The 20,426-nt window shown below is 69.9% G+C and carries 21 protein-coding genes; 9 read left to right on the top strand and 12 right to left on the bottom strand.

Features of this window, described 5'->3' with window-relative positions; translation table 11 throughout:
• The first annotated feature begins 70 nt into the window (after positions 1–70).
• From pafA to ASE01_RS18895, 8 genes are all read left to right on the top strand, one after another.
• Positions 71–1,432, top strand: coding sequence for a Pup--protein ligase (gene pafA / locus ASE01_RS18930; RefSeq protein WP_056756042.1), 1,362 nt, complete (start codon positions 71–73; stop codon positions 1,430–1,432).
• A gap of 50 nt (positions 1,433–1,482) precedes the next feature.
• A complete protein-coding gene (locus tag ASE01_RS18925) occupies positions 1,483–2,583 on the top strand; it encodes an FKBP-type peptidyl-prolyl cis-trans isomerase (RefSeq protein WP_235536104.1) in 1,101 nt (366 codons plus the stop codon).
• Between the two features lie 21 nt (positions 2,584–2,604).
• Positions 2,605–3,570 carry a helix-turn-helix transcriptional regulator gene (locus ASE01_RS18920; RefSeq protein WP_056756037.1) on the top strand — a complete coding sequence of 322 codons (966 nt, stop codon included), beginning with the start codon at positions 2,605–2,607 and terminating at the stop codon, positions 3,568–3,570.
• Positions 3,567–4,586, top strand: a complete 1,020-nt coding sequence (locus tag ASE01_RS18915; RefSeq protein WP_235536103.1) for a helix-turn-helix transcriptional regulator — start codon at positions 3,567–3,569, stop codon at positions 4,584–4,586. The genes ASE01_RS18920 and ASE01_RS18915 overlap by 4 nt, the downstream gene beginning before the upstream one ends.
• A 61-nt stretch (positions 4,587–4,647) precedes the next feature.
• On the top strand, positions 4,648–4,911 hold the full coding sequence (gene tatA / locus ASE01_RS25310) for a twin-arginine translocase TatA/TatE family subunit (RefSeq protein WP_056756034.1): 264 nt from the start codon (positions 4,648–4,650) through the stop codon (positions 4,909–4,911).
• Positions 4,912–4,950: 39 nt separating this feature from the next.
• Positions 4,951–5,796 (top strand): twin-arginine translocase subunit TatC, encoded by an 846-nt coding sequence (tatC, locus tag ASE01_RS18905; protein WP_056756031.1) that lies wholly within the window; start codon positions 4,951–4,953, stop codon positions 5,794–5,796.
• A 39-nt stretch (positions 5,797–5,835) separates the two neighbouring features.
• Positions 5,836–6,705 carry a diacylglycerol kinase gene (locus ASE01_RS18900; RefSeq protein ID WP_056756028.1) on the top strand — a complete coding sequence of 290 codons (870 nt, stop codon included), beginning with the start codon at positions 5,836–5,838 and terminating at the stop codon, positions 6,703–6,705.
• The gene (locus ASE01_RS18895) at positions 6,702–9,497 is read left to right on the top strand and encodes a DEAD/DEAH box helicase (protein ID WP_056756942.1); all 2,796 of its coding nucleotides are present in this window, start codon (positions 6,702–6,704) and stop codon (positions 9,495–9,497) included. The genes ASE01_RS18900 and ASE01_RS18895 overlap by 4 nt, the downstream gene beginning before the upstream one ends.
• Positions 9,498–9,528: 31 nt before the next feature.
• Here ASE01_RS18895 and ASE01_RS18890 read toward each other — a convergent pair whose 3' ends face one another.
• Positions 9,529–9,891: a MarR family winged helix-turn-helix transcriptional regulator gene (locus ASE01_RS18890; protein WP_056756026.1), complete on the bottom strand. Its 363-nt coding sequence runs from the start codon at positions 9,889–9,891 to the stop codon at positions 9,529–9,531.
• A gap of 154 nt (positions 9,892–10,045) precedes the next feature.
• Between ASE01_RS18890 and ASE01_RS18885 the strand changes: the two genes are divergently transcribed.
• Positions 10,046–11,122, top strand: coding sequence for a substrate-binding domain-containing protein (locus tag ASE01_RS18885; protein ID WP_056756022.1), 1,077 nt, complete (start codon positions 10,046–10,048; stop codon positions 11,120–11,122).
• Here ASE01_RS18885 and ASE01_RS18880 read toward each other — a convergent pair.
• The 11 genes from ASE01_RS18880 to urtA form a co-directional block, all read right to left on the bottom strand.
• Positions 11,119–11,877, bottom strand: a complete 759-nt coding sequence (locus tag ASE01_RS18880; protein ID WP_162260319.1) for an urease accessory protein UreD — start codon at positions 11,875–11,877, stop codon at positions 11,119–11,121. The genes ASE01_RS18885 and ASE01_RS18880 overlap by 4 nt on opposite strands.
• Positions 11,861–12,601 carry an urease accessory protein UreG gene (gene ureG / locus ASE01_RS18875; RefSeq protein ID WP_056756016.1) on the bottom strand — a complete coding sequence of 247 codons (741 nt, stop codon included), beginning with the start codon at positions 12,599–12,601 and terminating at the stop codon, positions 11,861–11,863. The genes ASE01_RS18880 and ureG overlap by 17 nt, the downstream gene beginning before the upstream one ends.
• Positions 12,594–13,265: an urease accessory protein UreF gene (locus ASE01_RS18870; protein WP_235536102.1), complete on the bottom strand. Its 672-nt coding sequence runs from the start codon at positions 13,263–13,265 to the stop codon at positions 12,594–12,596. The genes ureG and ASE01_RS18870 overlap by 8 nt, the downstream gene beginning before the upstream one ends.
• 9 nt (positions 13,266–13,274) lie before the next feature.
• The gene (locus tag ASE01_RS18865; protein WP_056756012.1) at positions 13,275–14,981 is read right to left on the bottom strand and encodes an urease subunit alpha; all 1,707 of its coding nucleotides are present in this window, start codon (positions 14,979–14,981) and stop codon (positions 13,275–13,277) included.
• Positions 14,974–15,306, bottom strand: a complete 333-nt coding sequence (gene ureB / locus ASE01_RS18860; RefSeq protein WP_056756934.1) for an urease subunit beta — start codon at positions 15,304–15,306, stop codon at positions 14,974–14,976. Before ureB ends, ASE01_RS18865 begins: the two co-directional genes overlap by 8 nt.
• A 15-nt stretch (positions 15,307–15,321) precedes the next feature.
• Positions 15,322–15,624, bottom strand: a complete 303-nt coding sequence (locus ASE01_RS18855) for an urease subunit gamma (protein WP_056756008.1) — start codon at positions 15,622–15,624, stop codon at positions 15,322–15,324.
• Between the two features lies 1 nt (position 15,625).
• Complete coding sequence (locus ASE01_RS18850) at positions 15,626–16,306, bottom strand: ATP-binding cassette domain-containing protein (RefSeq protein ID WP_056756005.1); 681 nt, start codon at positions 16,304–16,306, stop codon at positions 15,626–15,628.
• A complete protein-coding gene (gene urtD / locus ASE01_RS18845) occupies positions 16,299–17,051 on the bottom strand; it encodes an urea ABC transporter ATP-binding protein UrtD (protein WP_056756002.1) in 753 nt (250 codons plus the stop codon). Before urtD ends, ASE01_RS18850 begins: the two co-directional genes overlap by 8 nt.
• A complete protein-coding gene (gene urtC, locus ASE01_RS18840; RefSeq protein WP_082606225.1) occupies positions 17,048–18,136 on the bottom strand; it encodes an urea ABC transporter permease subunit UrtC in 1,089 nt (362 codons plus the stop codon). Before urtC ends, urtD begins: the two co-directional genes overlap by 4 nt.
• A complete protein-coding gene (urtB, locus tag ASE01_RS18835) occupies positions 18,133–19,017 on the bottom strand; it encodes an urea ABC transporter permease subunit UrtB (protein ID WP_056756001.1) in 885 nt (294 codons plus the stop codon). Before urtB ends, urtC begins: the two co-directional genes overlap by 4 nt.
• Before the next feature lie 81 nt (positions 19,018–19,098).
• Positions 19,099–20,343 carry an urea ABC transporter substrate-binding protein gene (gene urtA, locus ASE01_RS18830; protein ID WP_235536100.1) on the bottom strand — a complete coding sequence of 415 codons (1,245 nt, stop codon included), beginning with the start codon at positions 20,341–20,343 and terminating at the stop codon, positions 19,099–19,101.
• Positions 20,344–20,426: the final 83 nt, after the last annotated feature.

Genomic DNA, 20,426 nt, shown 5'->3' with positions numbered 1-20,426 from the left:
TTTGGGACCAAACCGCACCCGTTCCGCGTCCTTCCCCACCCGATCACCCCCTCGGCAGTACTGTTCCCACATGGACCGCCGAATCTTCGGTATCGAGAACGAGTACGGCGTCACGTGCACGTTCCGGGGACAGCGCAGGCTCAGTCCTGACGAGGTCGCCCGCTACCTGTTCCGCAAGGTCGTCAGCTGGGGAAGGTCGAGCAACGTCTTCCTGCGCAACGGTGCCCGGTTGTACCTCGACGTGGGCAGCCACCCGGAGTACGCCACACCCGAGTGCGACGACATCATGGAGCTGGTGACGCACGACAAGGCGGGCGAGCGGGTGCTCGAGGGTCTGTTGCTCGATGCGGAGCAGCGTCTCCACGACGAGGGCATTGCGGGCGACATCTACCTGTTCAAGAACAACACCGACTCGGCCGGCAACTCCTACGGGTGCCACGAGAACTACCTGGTGAGCCGGGCGGGGGAGTTCTCCAAGCTCGCCGACGTGCTGATCCCGTTCCTGGTGACGCGGCAGATCATCGTGGGTGCCGGGAAGGTGACCCAGACTCCTCGCGGCACGACCTACTCGGTCAGCCAGCGGGCTGAACACATCTGGGAGGGCGTGAGCAGCGCGACGACGCGCAGCCGCCCGATCATCAACACCCGCGACGAGCCGCACGCGGACGCGGAGAAGTACCGCCGGCTGCACGTCATCGTGGGCGACTCCAACATGAGCGAGACGACCACGATGCTCAAGGTCGCCTCGTGCGACCTGGTGCTGCGGATGATCGAGGAGGGCGTGGTGATGCGCGACCTCACGATGGAGAACCCGATCCGGGCGATCCGCGAGATCGCGCACGACGTCACCGGCCGGCGCAAGGTCCGCCTCGCGAACGGTCGCGAGGCCAGTGCGCTGGACATCCAGTCGGAGTACCTCACCCGAGCGCGCGACTTCGTCGACCGGCGCGGCATCGCCACGCCCGTCATCGAGCGGTCCCTGGACCTGTGGGAGCGCACGATCAAGGCCGTGGAGTCCGACGACCTCGGCCTGGTCGACCGTGAGATCGACTGGGTCATCAAGTGGAAGCTGATCGACCGGTACCGCGCCAAGCACGGCATCCCGATGAGCCATGCCCGCGTCGCGCAGCTCGACCTCGCCTACCACGACATCCACCGCAACCGCGGTCTCTACTACCTGCTGGAGAAGCGCGGGGCGGTCACCCGTGTCACCAGCGACCTGAAGATCTTCGAGGCCAAGTCCGTCCCGCCGCAGAACACGCGGGCACGTCTGCGGGGCGAGTTCATCCGCCGTGCGCAGGAGCGCCGACGTGACTTCACGGTCGACTGGGTGCACCTGAAGCTCAACGACCAGGCGCAGCGGACCGTCCTGTGCAAGGACCCGTTCCGGGCCTACGACGAACGCGTGCAGCGCCTCATCGACGGGATGTAGGCCGCACTTACTCCCCACTCAGGGGGAGTCGGTAAGGTTTGCGCGTGCCGATGCGCCTGCGACGACCCTCCGCCCTTTTCCTGACTGCCCTGCTGCCTGCGTCCCTGGCGCTGGCGGCCTGTGGCAACGACGACTCCAGCCTCGAGGGCTTCGACGCCGTCTCGGTGAGCGGCGGTGTCGGTGAGGCGCCCGAGCTCGACTGGAAGGGCACGCTCGCCGCAGGCGACGCGGAGTCCAAGGTGATCGAGGAGGGCGACGGCCCCGAGGTCGCCAAGGGCGACGTGGTGCTGGTCAACTACTCGCTGACCAACGGCTACACCCACGAGGTGTCCTACTCGACGTTCCTCGACGAGGACGACAAGGACTACAACGTCGGCACCCTGATCAAGGTCGGTGGCACCGAGGACCCGCAGAGCATCGCCGACCTGCTCACCCAGGCCGTCAAGGACGAGATCGAGCCCGGCCAGAAGATCGGCAGCCGGATCGCGGTCACCGTCGGCAGCGACACGCTCCTCGGCGACTTCCTCGGCAACGCGCAGGTCTCGCAGTTCATGGTCGCCAACGACATCGGCAACGAGGACGGCCTGCTCTTCGTCGCCGACCTCACCGCGATCGCAGGCCCCGAGGGCACCGAGGCGGCGCCGCCGGCCTGGGCACCCGCGATCGTCGAGGCCGAGGGTGTTCCCAGCAGCCTTGACTTCACCGGTACGCCGAAGCCGTCGGGCAAGCTCGAGGTCGCGACCCTGATCAAGGGCACCGGCCCGGTCGTCAAGAGCGGTCAGAAGATCCTCGCGAGCTACCTCGGCCAGATCCCGGCCGGCGAGAAGCCGTTCGACGAGAGCTTCAGCAAGGGCACCGGCCTCGAGGCCGTCATCGGCGGCGAGCAGGCATCCGTCGTCGAGGGCTGGTCCCAGGGCCTGGTGGGTCTTCCGGTCGGCAGCCGCGTGCTGCTGCAGATCCCGCCGAAGCTCGGCTACGGCGCGGAGGCCCAGGGCGAGGACATCCCGGCGAACTCCACGCTCTACTTCATCGTCGACATCCTCGACGTGTCCGACGTGGAGCCCGCCCCGGAGCCCGAGCCCGCGGCAAGCGAGTCGGCCAGTGACTCCGCCAGCGACACCGCCAGCCCCTCTGCCACTCCCTCCGAGTAGTCCGGCGGGCAGAATCGACCCATGCCTGCCCCGAAGAGTGAGCGGCTGCTCAACCTCCTGATCATGCTCCTGGTCCAGCGCCGGCCGATTCCCAAGGAGCGGATCCGGGAGCTGTTGTACCCGGACTCCCGTCCGGACGCCTTCGAGAAGATGTTCGAGCGCGACAAGGACGAGCTGCGCAGTCTCGGCGTGCCGGTCGACGTCGCGACGGTGGACCCGCTGTTCGAGGACGAGGTCGGCTACCGCATCCCCCCGGAGGCCTTCGCGCTGCCGGACATCGAGCTCACGCCCGAGGAGGCGGCCGTCGTCGGGCTGGCGTCGCGGGTGTGGCAGCACGCCACGATGGCGCAGGCGACCTCGGACGCGGTCCGCAAGCTCACCGCGTCCGGGATCGCCGTCGACCTCGACGCCCTCGACATCGCCCAGCCGCTGCTGACTGCCGAGGAGCCGGCCTTCGAGACCTGCTGGCTCGCGGTCTGCGAACGCCAGGAAGTCCGCTTCGACTACCAGCGGCCCGGCGCCGACGCCCCGAGCACCCGACGGGTGCAACCCTGGGGAGTCGTGCGCTCCAGCGGGCGCTGGTACGTCGTCGGCTTCGACCGTGACCGTGGAGCAGAGCGGGTCTTCCGGCTCTCCCGGGTCCAGGGCGACGTACGCACCGTGGGCCAGCCCGGTGCCTACGACGTCCCGCCGGACACCGACGTCCGCGACATCGCCCGTCGCCTGGCTCCGCCGCCCATGCCCCAGCACGCGGTGGTGCTGCTCGTGCGCCAGGGAGCCGGTCAGACCTTCCGCCGGTCCGCCGAGCGGGTGGACGTGGGCGTCGCCGGACCGGACGAGCGCACAGGATGGGACCGCGTCGAGCTCGTCCGCCCGGAGATGGGGCTGGCCGACGACGTGCTCGCCCACGGCGCGGACGTGGTTCTCATCGAGCCCGTCACCGTTCGCCAGCGCGTGATCGACCGCCTCGGGCTGGTGACCCGGTGATCCGGACCCCGCCGGCGAGCGCCGGTGCCCGCGACCAGGTCGCCCGACTGCTGACCCTCGTCCCCTTCCTGCACCACCGCGACGGCGTCCGGCTCGACGAGGCGGCCCGGCTGCTGGGCACCTCCTCCGAGCAGGTGCTGCGCGACCTCAAGGTCCTGTTCATGTGCGGACTCCCGGGCGGCCTTCCGGGCGACCTCATCGATGTGGACCTGGATGCGATCCAGAGCGAGGCGGGCAGCCCGCTGACCGAGGGGGTGATCCGGGTCGAGAACGCCGACTACCTCGCCCGACCGCTCCGCCTGAGCGCCACCGAGGCATCGGCCATCATCGTGGCGCTGCGGATGCTGCGCGACACCTCCACCGGTGACACGGGCGCGCTGGTCGCGCGCGTGCTCGACAAGCTCGAGGCCGCCGCAGCCACCGGTGGCGCAGCCCACGTCGAGGTGACGCCGTCGCCGCGGGACGCCCAGCAGGTCGCCTCCGTCGACCTCACCCACCGGATCAACGAGGCCGTCGAGCAGGGCCGTCAGGTGCGCATCACCTACTTCGTGCCCTCCCGCGACGAGGAGGCGGAGCGGGTGGTCGACCCCCGCGGTGTCGTGTCGCACGGCGTCTTCACCTACCTCGACGCCTGGTGCCACCGCGCCGGGGCAGAGCGCCTGTTCCGGCTGGACCGGATCACCAAGTACGCCGTCCTCGACTCCGCCGTGGCGACCGACCCGCAGCCGCCCCGCGACCTGAGCTCCGGGCTGTTCAGCGACGTGGAGGGTCCCGACCAGGTCGTGGTCACCCTCCGGCTGGGTCCCGAGGCGCGCTGGGCCACCGAGTACTACCCGGTCCGCGACGTGCGGGACCACGAGGACGGCAGTGCCGAGGTCGACCTCGTGGTGGTCGACCAACGCTGGCTGGTCCGGCTCCTGCTGCGCCTCGCGCCGCACGCCGAGGTCGTGCGACCCCATGAGTTCACCCAGGCTTTCACCGACGCTGCACAGGAGACCCTCAGCCTCTACCAGTGACAGGGGCGTAGCATGGTCCTTGTTCGTCACAGCCCCCGAGTAGTGAGAGTTGGTCTCCACGATGTCTGCCCTGATCGGAATGCCCCAGGGAGCCGAGTGGCTCATCATTCTGGCCATCGTGATCCTCGTGTTCGGTGCGGCGAAGCTCCCTGACCTCGCGCGCGGCACCGGCCAGGCGCTGCGCATCTTCAAGGCCGAGACCAAGGGCCTCAAGGACGACGACGACAAGCCGGCCACGCCCGCGCCGCCCACGGTCGAGCTGAGCCCGGTCGACGAGGTCGCCGAGGGCGAGATCGTCGACGAGCAGCGCGAGAAGAACGTCTGAACTGATCGTTCGCGCGATCTTCCCCGCAGGACCACGTAGATGTCATTGACCGGAGTCGCTCGCCTGTTCGTGGGCAAGCCGCTCCATCCGGTCGGCCAGGACGGCCGGATGGCTCTGTCGGACCACCTTCGCGAGCTGCGTGCGCGGCTGCTGAAGGCTGCGTTCGTGATCGTGCTGGGCTTCGTGCTCGCGTTGTTCTTCTTCGACCCGATCTTCTCCTTCGTCAACGAGCCCTACCAGCAGGCCCGTGAGGCGCTGGGCGAGGAGCGCACGATCGCGACGACCAGCGGCGCCGCCGGTGGTTTCCTGCTCTACCTGAAGCTCTGCGGCCTGGCTGCGCTGGTGGGCACCAGCCCGATCTGGCTCTACCAGATCTGGGCCTTCATCCTGCCGGGCCTGCACCGGAGCGAGAAGAAGTGGACGGCCGTCTTCGCCGTCATCGCCGGACCGCTGTTCCTCGCCGGCATCATCCTGGGCTACCTCACGCTGCCCAAGGGCCTGGAGATCCTGATCGGCTTCACCCCCGGCGATCTCACCAACCTCGTCGAGTTCAACGACTACCTCTCGTTCTTCACGCGCACCCTGCTCGGTTTCGGCATCGCCTTCGAGATCCCGGTGTTCGTGGTGCTGCTCAACCTCGCCGGCGTCGTCAAGGGCAAGAGCCTGGGCGCCCACCGACCGTGGATCATCGTCGGCTCGTTCATCTTCGCTGCCGTGATGACCCCGTCCGGCGACCCGTTCACGATGAGCTTCATGGCGATCCCGATGGTGATCCTTTTCCTCGTCTCCGAGGTCATCGCCCGCTTCAACGACCGTCGTCGCGACCGCAAGCGGATCAATGCCGGACTCTCGCCCGACGAGATCAGCGACATCAGCGAGATCTGAGTGGCGGGTCGCCACGGGCCGTCCTCTAATCTTCACCCTGTGCCCCGAGCCGTCGTCCTGACCAACCCGACCTCGGGCAAGGGGCGTGCCGCGCAGATCCGTGACGAGGCGCTTCCGCGCTTCCACGGGGCCGGTTGGCGCACCACGGCACTCTCCAGCCGTGACGCCGGGGACGCTCTCGATCTCGCCCGGGTCGCGGTCGCGGAGAAGCCCGACGTCCTGGTCGTCTGCGGTGGCGACGGAATGGTCAACATCGCGCTCCAGGCCGTCGCGGGGACCGACGTACCCCTCGGGATCCTCCCGGCCGGCACGGGCAACGACCTCGCCCGCTCCTTCGACATCCCGCTCGGCGACGCCAGCGCTGCCGCGTCGCAGATCATCAACGGGAGCACCCACACCATCGATCTGGCACGCATCGGCGACCGGTACTTCGGCAGCGTCCTCGCTGCGGGGTTCGACGCCGTCGTCAACGAACGGGCCAACCGGATGCGGTGGCCGAAGGGACAGATGCGCTACAGCATCGCGACCCTCGCCGAGCTGCGCACGTTCAAGCCCCTGCACTACACGCTGGAGCTCGACGGCGAGGAGCGCCAGGTCGACGCGATGCTGGTCGCCGTCGGCAACGGTCCGTCCTTCGGCGGCGGCATGCGCATCGCTCACGGCGCCGAGCTCGACGACGGGCTGCTCGACGTCGTACTCATCAAGCCGGTCAGTCGGGTGGAACTCGTGCGCACCTTCCCCAAGATCTTCGACGGACGCCACGTCGAGCACCCGCAGTTCGAACGCCACCGGGTACGCCGGGTGAGCATCGCCTGCGCCGGCATCGTCGGCTACGCCGACGGCGAGCGCTTCGGCGCCCTGCCGCTGACCGTCGAGTGCGTGCCGAGCGCGGCCCGGGTGCGCGCATGAGCAACGCCGAGGACCGCACCGACGAGCCCTCCGCCTCGGAGCGCTACGCCGCCTACCGTCGCGACAAGGGCCACCCCGTCTTCCGCGACTTCGCGGGCAGCTTCCCGTTCCCGCTGGACGAGTTCCAGATCGAGGGCTGCAAGGCGGTCGAGGAGGGTGACGGCGTCCTGGTCGCCGCTCCGACCGGTGCCGGCAAGACCGTCGTGGGGGAGTTCGCCGTCCATCTCGCGCTCGAGACGGACCGCAAGTGCTTCTACACGACCCCGATCAAGGCGCTGTCGAACCAGAAGTACAACGACCTCGTCGCACGCTACGGCGCCGACCGGGTCGGCCTGCTGACCGGCGACACCTCGATCAACGGTGAGGCGCCGGTCGTCGTGATGACGACCGAGGTGCTCCGCAACATGCTCTACGCCCGCTCCCGCACCCTGACCGGGCTCGGGTTCGTGGTGATGGACGAGGTGCACTACCTCGCCGACCGTTCCCGCGGAGCGGTCTGGGAGGAGGTCATCATCCACCTCCCGGAGTCGGTGTCGGTGATCTCGCTGTCCGCGACGGTCTCCAACGCCGAGGAGTTCGGTGAGTGGCTGGAGACCGTGCGCGGGTCGACCCGGACCATCGTCGCCGAGCGGCGCCCGGTCCCGCTCTTCCAGCACGTCGTGGCCGGTCGACGCCTGCATGACCTGTTCGCCTCCTCCGACGTGGATGCCGCGGCCGGTTTCGTGCGTGAGGGAGCCCCGGTCAACGAGGAGCTGATGAAGCTCGCCCGCGACGACTGGGCATCCAGCCGGCTCAAGGACCGTCGTACCCCCAAGGGAGCCCGCGGCCAGCAGGGCGGAGCGGGCAGCCGCAACATGGGCAGCGGGCGCCGGATCTGGATCCCGGGCCGCCTCGATGTGATCGATCGCCTGGAGCGGGAGAACCTCCTGCCGGCCATCGACTTCATCTTCAGTCGGGCCGGGTGCGACGCGGCCGTCCAGCAGTGCCTCGACGCCAACCTGCGGCTCACCACGGCCCAGGAGCGCGACGAGGCCATCGAGTACGTCGAGCACGCCCTGGGTGGTCTCCCGCCCGACGACCTCCAGGTGCTGGGCTACCACGACTTCCTCGACGCTGCCTCGCGCGGCGTCGCCGCCCACCACGCCGGGATGCTGCCCGCCTTCAAGTCGTGCGTGGAGGAGCTCTACCTCCGCGGCCTGGTGAAGATGGTCTTCGCCACCGAGACGCTTGCCCTCGGCATCAACATGCCCGCCCGCACCGTCGTGCTGGAGAAGCTGTCGAAGTGGAACGGCGAGACGCACGCGGACATCACGCCGGGGGAGTACACCCAGCTCACCGGCCGCGCCGGTCGCCGCGGTCTGGACATCGAGGGCCACGCGGTCGTGCTGTGGCAACCTGGCATGAACCCTCGCGAGCTCGCCGGCCTCGCCTCCACCCGGACCTATCCGCTCCGCTCGTCCTTCCGGCCGTCGTACAACATGGCGGTCAACCTCGTGCACTCCTTCGGACGCCACCGCGCCCGGGAGCTGCTGGAGCAGTCGTTCGCCCAGTTCCAGGCCGACCGCGCCGTCGTCGGCCTCGCCCGACAGCTGCGCAAGGCAGAGGACGCGCTCGAGGGCTACGCCGAGTCCGCCCAGTGCCACCTCGGCGACTTCATGGAGTACGCCGGGCTGCGCCGCCAGGTCTCGGAGCTGGAGAAGGCGTCCAGCAAGGTGCGCCGTCAGGACCGCCGCGACGAGGCGTCCGCATCGCTCGAGAAGCTCGTTCCCGGCGACATCGTCGTGGTGCCGGTCGGCAAGTTCGCCGGTCCGGCCGTCGTCGTCGACCCGGGCCTGTCCGAGCACGGCCACCGGCCGCTGGTGATCACCGCAGAGCGCCAGGGTCGCCGCCTGGCGATGATGGACTTCCCGACGCCGGTCGAACCCGTCGCGAGGATCAAGCTCCCCAAGCGGGTCGATGCCCGCAACCCGCACCAGCGCAAGGACATCGCCCAGGCCCTGCGCGAGGCGATCCGCGGTCTGCCGTTGTCGGTGACCCGCCCGAAGTCGGAGCGGGGGCCCGTCGACGCCGGCGTCGCCGCGCAGATCGCCGACCTCCGCGCGCAGATCAAGAACCACCCCTGCCACGGGTGCTCGGATCGCGAGGACCACTCACGGTGGGCAGAGCGGTACGGCAAGCTGGAGAAGGACGCGCAGGTCCTCGCGCAGCGCATCGAGCGCCGCACCAACACCGTGGCGCGCACCTTCGACCGGGTCTGCGAGGTGCTCCACGCACTGGAGTACCTCGTCGACGACGAGGTGACCGAGCGCGGCCGCCGGCTGATGCGGATCTACTCCGACCTCGACCTGGTCGCTGCCGAGTCGCTGCGCGCAGGGCTGTGGGACGGCCTCAACGCCCAGCAGCTGGGAGCTGTGCTGTCGGCCCTGGTCTACGAGGCGCGTCGACCCGAGGACGGACCCGCCAACGTCCCGCCCGGTCCCATCCAGGACACGATCGAGGCGATGACGCGACTCTGGGGCGAGCTGGACACCCTCGAGCGCGGTCACCGGCTCGACTTCCTCCGGCGACCCGACGGAGGGTTCGCCTGGACCGCCTACCGCTGGGCCGGAGGTCAGGACCTCGACGAGGTGATCACCCGCAACGACCAGACGGCGGGGGACTTCGTGCGCCAGATGAAGCAGCTGATCGACTTCGCCGGTCAGATCGCTGATGCAGCTGCCGGCACGCCCGTGCGGGACACGGCCCGCGAGCTGGTCAGGCTGTTGCGCCGCGGCATCGTCGCGAGCGTCTGAGCCGGATCAGCTGCCGGATCAGCTGACTGGATCAGCTGACGGGCAGGCCGGTCACGGCCGGCGTCGGAAGGGACTGCTCGGCCGCACGCAACCGCTCGGCGTAGGCCTGGCCCCGGGCGGACAGGGCGACCACGGCACGGCGCTTGTCCTCGGTGTCGATGCGGCGCACGACGAGGCCGCGCTCGACGAGCCGGTCCATGTGCCGCGTCAGGCTGGCGGCCGGCACGACCGCCGTCGTGGCGACCTCGTTCATGCCGAGGCCGGGTGCGGCGGCGATCACGGCGACGATCCGCCAGTGGTCCATGGCCAGGTCGTGCTCGGCGAGGATCGGCTGGAGGGCCCGGCGCAACAGCGCCTCGACCTGGCGGACCTGCACGGCCAGACTGTGGGTCACGGCGGTCCCCCCGGTCGGATTCGTCACAATCGCGTGAACGACGCTGCCACGCCGCGGCGTCGGGCCTATCCTAGGCGGAACCACGAAAGATTCCGGTTGATTCGTCGCCCGCAATGTCGCCGGCACCGCCGGCCGACGCCCGCGCAGAGGTCCCGTGCCCCGCACCCGTAGCGACGAGGTCCTGTCCGTCGCCTTCGTCGTCCCCCTCCAGGGAACGACGGGGCTCTACGGACCGTCCTGCCTCGCCTGCGGGGAGCTGGCGGTGGAGCAGCTCAACGCCGGCCGGGGCATCGCCGGCAAGCAGGTGGAGCTGGTCGTCGTCGACGCCGGGCGCGACCCCGGGCTGGTGGCCGACGAGGTCGGCGGACTGGTCGAATCGGGCCGGGTCCAGGCCGTGGCGGGCTGGCACATCTCCGCCGTACGCCAGGCGATCACGAGACGGGTCGGTGGTCGGGTCGTCTACGCCTACGCCGCCATGCACGAGGGCAGTGACGCGACGCCGGGTGTCTTCATGCTCGGGGAGCGACCCATCAACCAGCTCCTGCCCGCGGCGCACTGGATGCGCGAGGAGCTCGGCGTCGGCCGATGGGCGATCGTCGGCAACGACTACGTCTTCCCCCGGGTCACCGGCACGACCGCCCGTCTCGCGCTCGAGGACACCGCGTCCGAGGTCGTCAGCGAGACCTACGTGCCGCTCGGCACGAGCGACTTCTCCAGCGTTCTCTCCGACCTGGCCCGCCAGCCGATCGACGGCGTGATCATGCTGCTGATGGGCCAGGACGCGGTCCACTTCAACCGGCAGTTCGGCCGATCGGGACTGTCCGCCGACCTTCCGCGACTGAGTCCGGCCGTGGAGGAGAACACCCTCCTGGCCGGCGGGGCCGGCGCCCACGACGGCCTGTACGCCGCCGCGGCGTACTTCGACGTCCTCGGCACGGCCGAGAGCACCGAGCTGGCCCGGGCGTACTACGCCCGGTGGGGCCGCTGGGCGCCGGCGCTCAATGCGGTGGGGGAGTCCTGCTACGAGGCGCTGTTCTTCCTCGCGCGGGTCGGCGAGGTGTGCGGCTCGCTGTCGGTCGGAGCCGTGGGTGCCCTCGAGTCCGGCCACTTCTACTCGAGCCCCCGCGGTCTCATGCGCCTGGACGGCAACCTGCTCGACCAGGACGTCTACCTGGCGGCAGCCGACGGGCTGGAGTTCCGGATCGAGCAGCAGATCGCGCGGGCCCACTAGAGCCCGACCACTCGGGTCAGCGACGTCAGCCAGGCGGGCCCGAGGCCGCTGGTGTGGACCTCCGCACCGAGACGACGCCAGAGCGTCCCACCGGCGTGCAGGTCGTAACGGTCCGGATCTTGGTCGTCGGCCACAGAAACCGGATCCGGGCCCAGGCAGAGCACCGATGCCATCACGCGATGGCCCCCGAGGAGGCCTGCTGCGCTCGATGCGTCGAGCGGCAGGTCCTCGACGAGGAGAGGACCCTCGTCGTCCAGGACCGTGGTCGTGAGCCGGACCCGGCCCGGCACCTCGCCGAAGCGGCCGAGCACCAGTGTCTCCCGCAACGCCAGGCGGGCACCGGCCCCGAGCCGGATCACGGTGTCGCGCTGCACGTCGGCGCCGGCGGCGACGACGAAGGGTTCGCCGGCCCAGGTGAGGCAGGCATCGCGGCCGAGCGTGATGCGCACCGACCACCGAGCCGCCGCTCCCCGCATGTCGAAGGCGACGGTGCCGCCCGGTTCCACCAGGTCCAGGCGCGCTCCGTCGCCGACCTCGATGTCCATCTCCACGCCGTCCCCCGCGAGCAGCAGGGCACCCTCCGGGACCAGGCAGACCCGGGCATGGTCGCGGCGCCGGTCCATCAGCATCGGCCGGAGCGAGGGAGCGGCCGTGTCCGAGGCCGAGACCACCGACCGGACGACGGTCGGCGAACCCCCGGATCCCCGCTGCACCCGGAGCCGGGTGCGGGACCAGCGCTCAGTGCTGGTGAGCACCGGCATGTCCGTGCCCGTGTCCGTGTCCCACGCCGTCGCCGTGGGCTGCCATCGGCCCCGGGTCCACGGGAACGAGCGTGCCGGCACGATGGGTCGCGAGGACGTCGGCGAGCCAGGCCGTCAGCTGGTCGATGCTGTCGCGATCCGTGCGGGACAGGCCCACCACCGGCCGTTCGTCCCGTGCCGACCGGGCATCCGCGAGCATCTGGACCACGTCGACCCCGACGTACGGCGCGAGGTCGGTCTTGTTGACGACGAGCAGGTCTGCGCGCTCGATCCCCGGGCCACCCTTGCGGGCGACGTCGCCACCGCCGGCGACGTCCAGCACGAAGACCTGGGCGTCGACGAGGGCGGGGGAGAAGGTCGCGGTGAGGTTGTCGCCGCCCGACTCGATCATCACGACGTCGAGGAACGGATAGGTCCCCTCGAGCTCCTCGGCGGCCATCAGGTTGGCGGTGATGTCGTCGCGGATGGCGGTGTGCGGACAGGCACCGGTCTCCACCGCCCTGATCCGGTCGACCTCGAGCACGCCGGCGGATCGAAGGAATCGCGCGTCCTCGTCGGTGTAGATGTCGTTGGTGACGACGGCGAGCTCGAGGGAGCCGGCCAGCTCGCGACACAGCAGGGCGATCAGCGAGCTCTTCCCGGTGCCCACCGGGCCGCAGATGCCGAGCCGCAGGGGGCGGCGTCGGGTGGGGTCAACCGGGTCAGCGTGGTCAGGCACGGAACAACCTCCGGGTGGTGTGGGCGTGGGCCTGTGCCCACACCTCGATCTGGGGGGCCCCGGTCGCGGGGACCTGGTCGGGCTCGCTGAGTCCGGCGACGGACTCCGCCATCTCCTCGATCCGGGGGAGTGCGTCGCGTACCCATCCGGTCACGACGGCAGGGTCGAGCGGCACCAGTTTGAGGGCCGCTGCGCACACGGTCTGGACGTCGTCGTACCCGACCAGGCGCGCGAGCGCAGGGCCGGGCAGACCGAGGTCGCACGCGAGGGCGCCGAGGACGACCGCTCTCGGAGGGCTCTCGACAGCGCGGAGTGCCGTGGCTCCGGGCCCCTGCGGCCACAACCTCTCGGTCAGCCGGAGCAGTGCCCGTCCCTGGCCCCGTGCCGCGTCGCGCAGGGCCGGGCTCGACGTCCGCGCGGCCCAGGCCCGGTCGAGCACTCCGAGGCCCGCAGCGGCGCCGTGGCTGTCCACGAGGGCGCGTGCCACGACGGCGGTGCCTGCGTCGACGGTCACGACGGTGCGCAGCCGCAGCCGGAGGTACGCCGGCACCTCGGCCGCACCCAGACCGCGGACGACGGCAGGCTCGAGCGAACCGGACTGGGTGTGTCCGGCCACGGGCAGACGGGCGTCGGCCAGCAGCATGAGGAGCAGGTCAGGGTGCACGCAGTCCACCTAGAACATCGAGTACAGCTGCGCGAGCGGCAGCTCCTCAGCCGGCGAGGGCAGCACGCGTTCACCGTCGACGTCGATCGCGAAGGTCTCCGGATCGATGTCGATGCGGGGGAGCGCGGCGTTGTTGACCATGTGCGCCTTGGTGAGCTCCCTGGTCGGCCGGACGGCAGCCAGTCGTCGCCGCAGCCCGAGCCGATCGACGAGGCCGTCCGCGAGGGCAGCCGGTGCCACGAAGCTCACTCCGTAGGGGCTGCCGTCGTCGTACAGCGTCGGCCTCATCAACACGGGCTGCGGCGTCGGGATCGAGGCGTTGGGGTCCCCGAGCGCCCCCCACACGAGGGCTCCGGACTTCATCACCACGTCCGGCCGGATGCCGAAGAACCGCGGGTCCCACAGGACGAGGTCGGCCATCTTGCCCGGCTCGACCGAGCCGACCTCGTGGTCGATCCCGTGGGCGATCGCGGGATTGATCGTGTACTTCGCGATGTATCGGCGGGCCCGGGCGTTGTCCGCGGGTCCCGCGGCCAGGTCACCGTGGCGGCCATACCTCGCCTTCATCACGTGGGCGACCTGCCAGGTGCGACACACGACCTCGCCGATGCGGCCCATGGCCTGGGCGTCGGAGGAGGTGATCGACAGGGCGCCGATGTCGTGCAGCAGGTCCTCGGCGGCGATCGTCGTCGCGCGGATCCGCGACTCCGCGAACGCCAGGTCCTCGGGCACCTGGGGGTTGAGGTGGTGGCAGACCATCAGCATGTCGAGGTGCTCGGCCACCGTGTTGACCGTGTGCGGGAGCGTCGGGTTGGTCGAGCCGGGGATGACGTTCGCCAGCGAGGCGACCTTGAGGATGTCGGGCGCGTGCCCACCACCTGCGCCCTCCGCGTGGAAGGCATGGATGCCGCGTCCGGCGATGGCGCCGATCGTCGACTCGACGTAGCCCGCCTCGTTGAGACTGTCGGAGTGGAGGGCGACCTGGAGGCCGAACTCGTCCGCAGCGCGCAGGGCAGCGTCGATCGCAGCCGGGGTGGAGCCCCAGTCCTCGTGGACCTTGAACCCCGCTGCGCCGGCGAGCGCCTGCTCCGCGAGGCTCGCGCTGCTCACGGTGTTGCCCTTGGCCAGCAGCAGGACGTTGAGCGGCAGGGTGTCGAGCGCGCGGTGGACCGCGGCGAGGTGCCACGGCCCCGGTGTGACGGTCGTGGCCTTCGAGCCCTCGGAGGGCCCGGTCCCACCACCGCCGACGGTCGTGATGCCGGTCGCGAGTGCTTCAACCAGCTGGGACCGGGACAGCAGGTGCACGTGGACGTCGATGGCGCCCGCGGTGAGGATCCTGCCCTCGCCCGAGACGACGTCGGTGCCGGGCCCGATCACCAGGTCGGGGTGGACTCCGTCGGCGACGTCCGGGTTCCCCGAGCGCCCGAGCGCGACGATCCGACCCGCCCGGATGCCGACGTCGCAGCGGACGATGCCCCAGTGGTCGAGGACCAGCGCGTTGGTGATGACGGTGTCGAGTGCTCCCTGGGCCGAGGTCCGGGTCGACTGGGCCATGGACTCGCGGATCGACTTGCCACCACCGAACACCGCCTCCTCGCCGCCCACGACGAGGTCCTGCTCGACCTCGATCCACAGGTCCGTGTCGCCGAGGCGAACCTGGTCGCCGACCGTCGGGCCGTAGAGCGCGGCGTACGCCGCCCGGCTGATCTCAACCATCGAGTGCTCCGCCGTCCGTCTTGATCTGGATGCCCGGGACCACCCGTCGGCCGGCGAACGCGACCACGGCCACCTCCTGCGAGGCGCCGGGCTCGAAGCGGCGGGACGTGCCGGATGCGATGTCGAGCCGGAAGCCGTGCGCGGCGGCCCGGTCGAACGCCAGGGCGGCGTTGGCGTCGGGGAGGTGCAGGTGGGAGCCCACCTGCACCGGCCGGTCGCCGGTGTTGGTCACGACGAGGAGGCCCCGCTGCTCGGGTGTGCGATCGGCGTTGAGCACGATGGTGCCGGGCCGGGGCCGGGTGGCGCCGGGTCCTTCGGACACGATTCCCACGAGTCCTCCTCAGGCGATCGGGTGGTGGAGGGTGACGAGCTTGCGTCCGTCGCGGAAGGTGGCCTCGACCTGGACGTCCACGAGCATCTCGGCGACACCGGCCATCACCTGGTGGCGGCCGAGCACCTCGCGGCCCCGTTCCATCAGGTCGACCACGAGGGCACCTGCCCGCGCCTCCTCGATCACCCAGCAGCACAGGAGCGCGACGGTCTCGGGGTAGTTCAGGAGGACGCCTCGCTCGAGCCGGTCCCGCGCCACCATCCCCGCCACGCTCAGCAACAGCTTCTCCGTGTCGGCCGGCGTCAGGTGCACCTCAGACCGCCATCGCAGCGCGGACGTCGTCCAGGGCGCCGGGTCCGCCCTCGCCGTGGGAGGTGATCCGACCCGACTCGAGGACGTAGTAGGAGCCCGTGCTCCGCAGCGCGAAGCCGACGTGCTGCTCGACGAGCAGCACCGAGAGGTCACCGCGTGCGGTGAGCGAGGTGATCACCGACTCGATCTCGGCGACGACATTGGGCTGGATGCCCTCCGTCGGCTCGTCGAGGATCAGCAGGCGCGGCTTCGTGAGGAGCGTCCGCGCGATCGACAGCTGTTGCCGCTGACCTCCGGACAGCAGGCCCGCGCGTCGCGCGAGCAGGTCGCGCAGCGCCGGGAAGGTGTCGAGCACCTCGTCGATCGAGGTCCGGTCGGTGGTGACCAGCTGGAGGTTCTCCAGCGTGGTCATCTGCGGGAACGACAGCTGCCCCTGGGGCACGTACCCGAGACCTCGGGCGACCCGCTTGTTGGGACGCAGTCGGGTCACGTCCTCGCCGTCGATGAGCACCGTGCCGCTCATCACGGGCAGGAGCCCGACCGCGACGCGCAGCAGCGTGGTCTTCCCGGCGCCGTTGTGACCCATCAGCGCCACCGCTCCGCCGCGCGGCACCTCGACCGAGACACCTTCCAACACCTTGGTCCGGCCGTACCCGGCCGTCACGTCACGCAGCTCAAGCATGGTCCGCCTCCTCAGCGGTGCGGCCCAGGTAGACCTCCTGGACCCTGGCGTTGGCCTGGATCTCCGCGACGCCGCCCTCGGCGAGCACCTTGCCCGCGTGCATCACGGTGACGACGTCGGCAAAGCTGCGGACGAAGTCCATGTCGTGCTCGATCACGACGATGGTCCGCTCGTGCCCGATCCGCCGGAGCAGCTCGCCGGTCTCCTCACGCTCCTCGGCGCTCATCCCGGCGACGGGTTCGTCGAGCAGCATCACCCGGGCGTCCTGGACGAGCAGCATGCCGATCTCCAGCCACTGCTTCTGCCCGTGGGCCAGGACACCGGCGGGCTTGTCCCGGAGGTCGGCGAGACCGACGGTCTCGAGTGCCTCCTCGACGTACGACGGGACGCCGCGCCGCGCCATCAGCATCGTCCAGGCAGAGCGGTGCACGCCGCCGGCGATGTCCAGGTTCTGCAGGACCGAGAGACCCTCGAAGACCGTGGCGGTCTGGAAGGTGCGCCCGATGCCCGCCCGCACGATCCGGTGCGACTTCATCCGGAGCAGGTCCTGGTTCCGGTAGCGGGCATGGCCCGTCGCCGGCACCAGGCCGGTCACCGCGTCGACGAGCGTCGTCTTGCCCGCGCCGTTGGGACCGATGAGGAAGTGGAGCTGGCCCTGGAGCAGGGTCAGGTCCACCCCGTCGATGGCCTTGAACCCGTCGAACTCGACGGTGAGGCCCCGGATCTCGAGGTAGTCGTCGTTCATCGCGCGACCTCCTTCGTACGCAGGCGGGAGGTGAGCTGCGACCACGAGCTCCCGAGGCCGGAGGGGAAGAACAGGATGACCACGATGAACAGCAGTCCCAAGAAGTAGGTCCACTGGTCAGGGAACGACTCGGACAGGAAGGTCCTGCCGAAGCCCACGGCCAGCGCGCCGATCGCGGGTCCCAGGAGCAGGGACCGTCCGCCGAGTGCGACCCCGGCGATCAGGAAGATCGAGGCGGTCGCGTCCACGTCGGAGGGGGAGATGATGCCGGTGATCGGGGCGAACATGGCACCGCCGATGCTCGCCATCACGGCGGCGACCACGAACGCGACGAGCTTGATGTTGGCCGGGTCGTGCCCGAGGAACCGGACCCGCTCCTCGGCGTCCCTCGTCGCGACCAGCAGCTCGCCGAACCTGCTGCGGTAGAGCTGCCACACGACCACCAGGCAGACGATGAGCAGGACCGCGGCGATCGAGTAGATCATCCGCTTGTTCACCGGGTCGTAGAGGTTGTAGCCGAAGAACTGGGTGAACTGGTTGAGGCCGTTGAACCCTCCCGTCTGCTTGATCGTCGCGACCAGCAGGGTGGCGAAGGCGACGGCGAGCGCCTGGGTGAGGATCGCGAAGTAGGCGCCCTTCACCCGCCTCTTGAAGATCGCGAACCCGAGGATCGTCGCCGCGATCGCAGGCAGCACCAGGATCGCGAACAGGGTGAACGGACCGCTGCGGAACGGTTCCCACCAGCCGGGCATCGTGCCGTCGCCGTACAGGACCATGAAGTCCGGGATCGCGTCCGGGCCGCCGGTGGCCATCGCCGCCTCGAGCTTGAGGTGCATCGCCATCGCGTAGCCACCGAGCCCGAAGAAGACGCCCTGGCCCATGACGAGCATGCCGCCCCGGCCCCAGGCGAGGCCGATGCCGACGCCGGCGATCGCCCAGCAGACGTACTTGCCGAGGTTGTTGAGCCGGAAGGGACTGAGCACGGCCGGCGCCACCACCAGCAGGGCGATCGCGACGATCGCGATGCCGAGCAGCGGTCCCCAGGTGCGGCCCAGCCGCTGTCCGGTCTGCAGCAGGTTGTTCATGCGAGCCCCCTCGTGCGCACGGTGAACAGGCCCTGGGGCCTGAGCTGGAGGAAGATGACGACCAGCGCGAAGGTGAAGACCTGCGCCATGCTGGAGTTGAACCAGTCGGTGAAGAACGCGGTCACGATGCCGACCGCGAAGGCCGCGATCACGGTGCCCTTGAGCTGGCCGAGGCCTCCGGCGACCACGACCAGGAACGCCGAGATGATGTACGTCGTCCCGAGATTCGGATTGGTGCCGGAGATCAGCGAGACCGCGACCCCGCCCACCCCGGCGAGACCGGAGCCGACGAAGAAGGTCACCCGGTCGACGGTCCGGGTCGAGACGCCCATCGTCTCGGCCAGGTCCCGGTTCTGGACCGTGGCCCGGATCTGCCGGCCGTAGGCGGTGTACTTCAGCAGCAGGCCCAGCCCGACGAGGGCCGCGATGGCCAGCAGGATGGTGAACATCTGCCGGTAGGGCCAGTGGTAGCCGAACACGTCGATGTTGCCGTCGAGCCAGCCCGGCGTCTGCACGGGGTCGCCCTGCGCGCCGAAGATGTCCTTGGCGAGCTGTTGGAGCAGGAGGCTCACCCCGACCGTCACGAGCAGCGTGTCGAGGGGCCGTCGATACATCCAGGAGATGATCGACACCTCGAGCAGGAGCCCCAGCGAGCCGGCCACCACGAAGGCGGCCGGGAGGGCGACGAGGATCGAGAGGTCGGTGTTCGTGACGACCTGCTGGGTGAGGAAGGTCGTGTAGGCGCCGGCCATGAGGAACTCGCCGTGCGCCATGTTGATCACGCCCATCTGGCCGAACGTGAGCGCCAGGCCGAGGGCAGCGATGAGCAGCAGTGCACCGGTCGCCGTACCAGCGAGCAGCGGGGTGGTGAACGCGTCCAAGACGGGTCTCCTGACAGCCGGTCCCGGGGCGCCGCTGAGGTCGCGACGCCCCGGGAGGGGGGATGAACGGGGCCGGTCAGGTCAGTTCTTGCTCGGGTCCCACCAGCTGTAGCCCTCGAGGAACGGGTCCGGCTCCACCGGGCTGTCGGAGGACCACACGACGTCGAACTGGTTGTCGGAGTTGATCTTTCCGATCAGTGCCGTCTTGGCGATGTGGTGGTTCTCGCCGTCGATGGTGACGGTGCCCTCCGGGGCGTCGAAGGTGACGCCGTCGGCGGACGCGTTGATCTCGTCCACGTCGAAGGATCCGGCCTTCTCGACCAGTGCCTTGTAGAGGTACAGCGACGTGTAGGCCGCCTCCATCGGGTCCGAGGTCGGCCGGTCGTCGCCGTACTTCGCCTGGAAGGCCTCGATGAAGGTGTCGTTCGTCGGGCTCTCCACGGACTGGAAGTAGTTCCAGGCGGCGTACTGACCCGTGATGTCCTTGCCCATCGCCGGCGCCTCCTCCTCGGCGATCGACACCGAGATGATCGGCGAGTTGTCCGGGCCGAGTCCCTGCTCGTAGTACGCCTTGACGAAGCCGACGTTGGAGGAGCCGTTGATGGTGTTGAACACGAAGTCCGGCTTGGCGGCGGCGATCTTGGCGACCTGCGTGGTCCAGTCGTCGTCGTCGAGGGGGACGTACTCCTCGCCCACGATCTCGATGCCGAGCTCCTCGGCGTACTGCTTGATGATCTTGTTCGCGGTGCGCGGGAAGACGTAGTCCGAACCGGCGAGGAACAGCGTCTTCACGCCCTCGGACTTCAGGAAGTCCATGGCCGGGATGATCTGCTGGTTGGTCGTGGCGCCGGTGTAGTAGATGTTCTCGGACGCCTCGAGGCCCTCGTACTGGACGGGGTAGAACAGCAGGCCCTTGTTGGCCTCGACGACCGGGAGCATCGCCTTGCGCGATGCGGAGGTCCACCCACCGAAGACCGCGGCGACGCAGTCACCGGTCAACAGCTTCTCGATCTTCTCGGCGAAGATCGCCGGGTCGCTCGCGCCGTCCTCGGCGACGGGCTCGACCTTCTTGCCGAGGATGCCGCCGTCGGCGTTGATCTCGTCGATCGCCATGACCAGGGAGTCGCGAACGGTCTGCTCGCTGATCGCCATGGCGCCGGAGGTGGAGTTGAGGAACCCGAGCTTGACGGTGTCACCGGAGGTGTCGACGCAGCTCTCGACGGCGCTGGACTCTCCGGACTTGGTTCCACCGCACGCACTCAGGCTGAGCGCGGCGGTGAAGGCGAGGACGGTGCCCGTGACAAGGCGGGGGCGGGATTCGAACACGTGGGACAACCCTTCGGTCATCGGCCCGCAGTCTCGGGGCTGCGGGCTCGGAAGCCAAGGGGCACATCAGCGGGCCCCGGTGC

It is taken from the genome of Nocardioides sp. Root190 (assembly GCF_001428565.1).
In the GTDB taxonomy this organism is placed as follows: Bacteria; Actinomycetota; Actinomycetes; order Propionibacteriales; family Nocardioidaceae; genus Nocardioides.
This window is presented reverse-complemented; position numbering and strand designations above follow the sequence as displayed.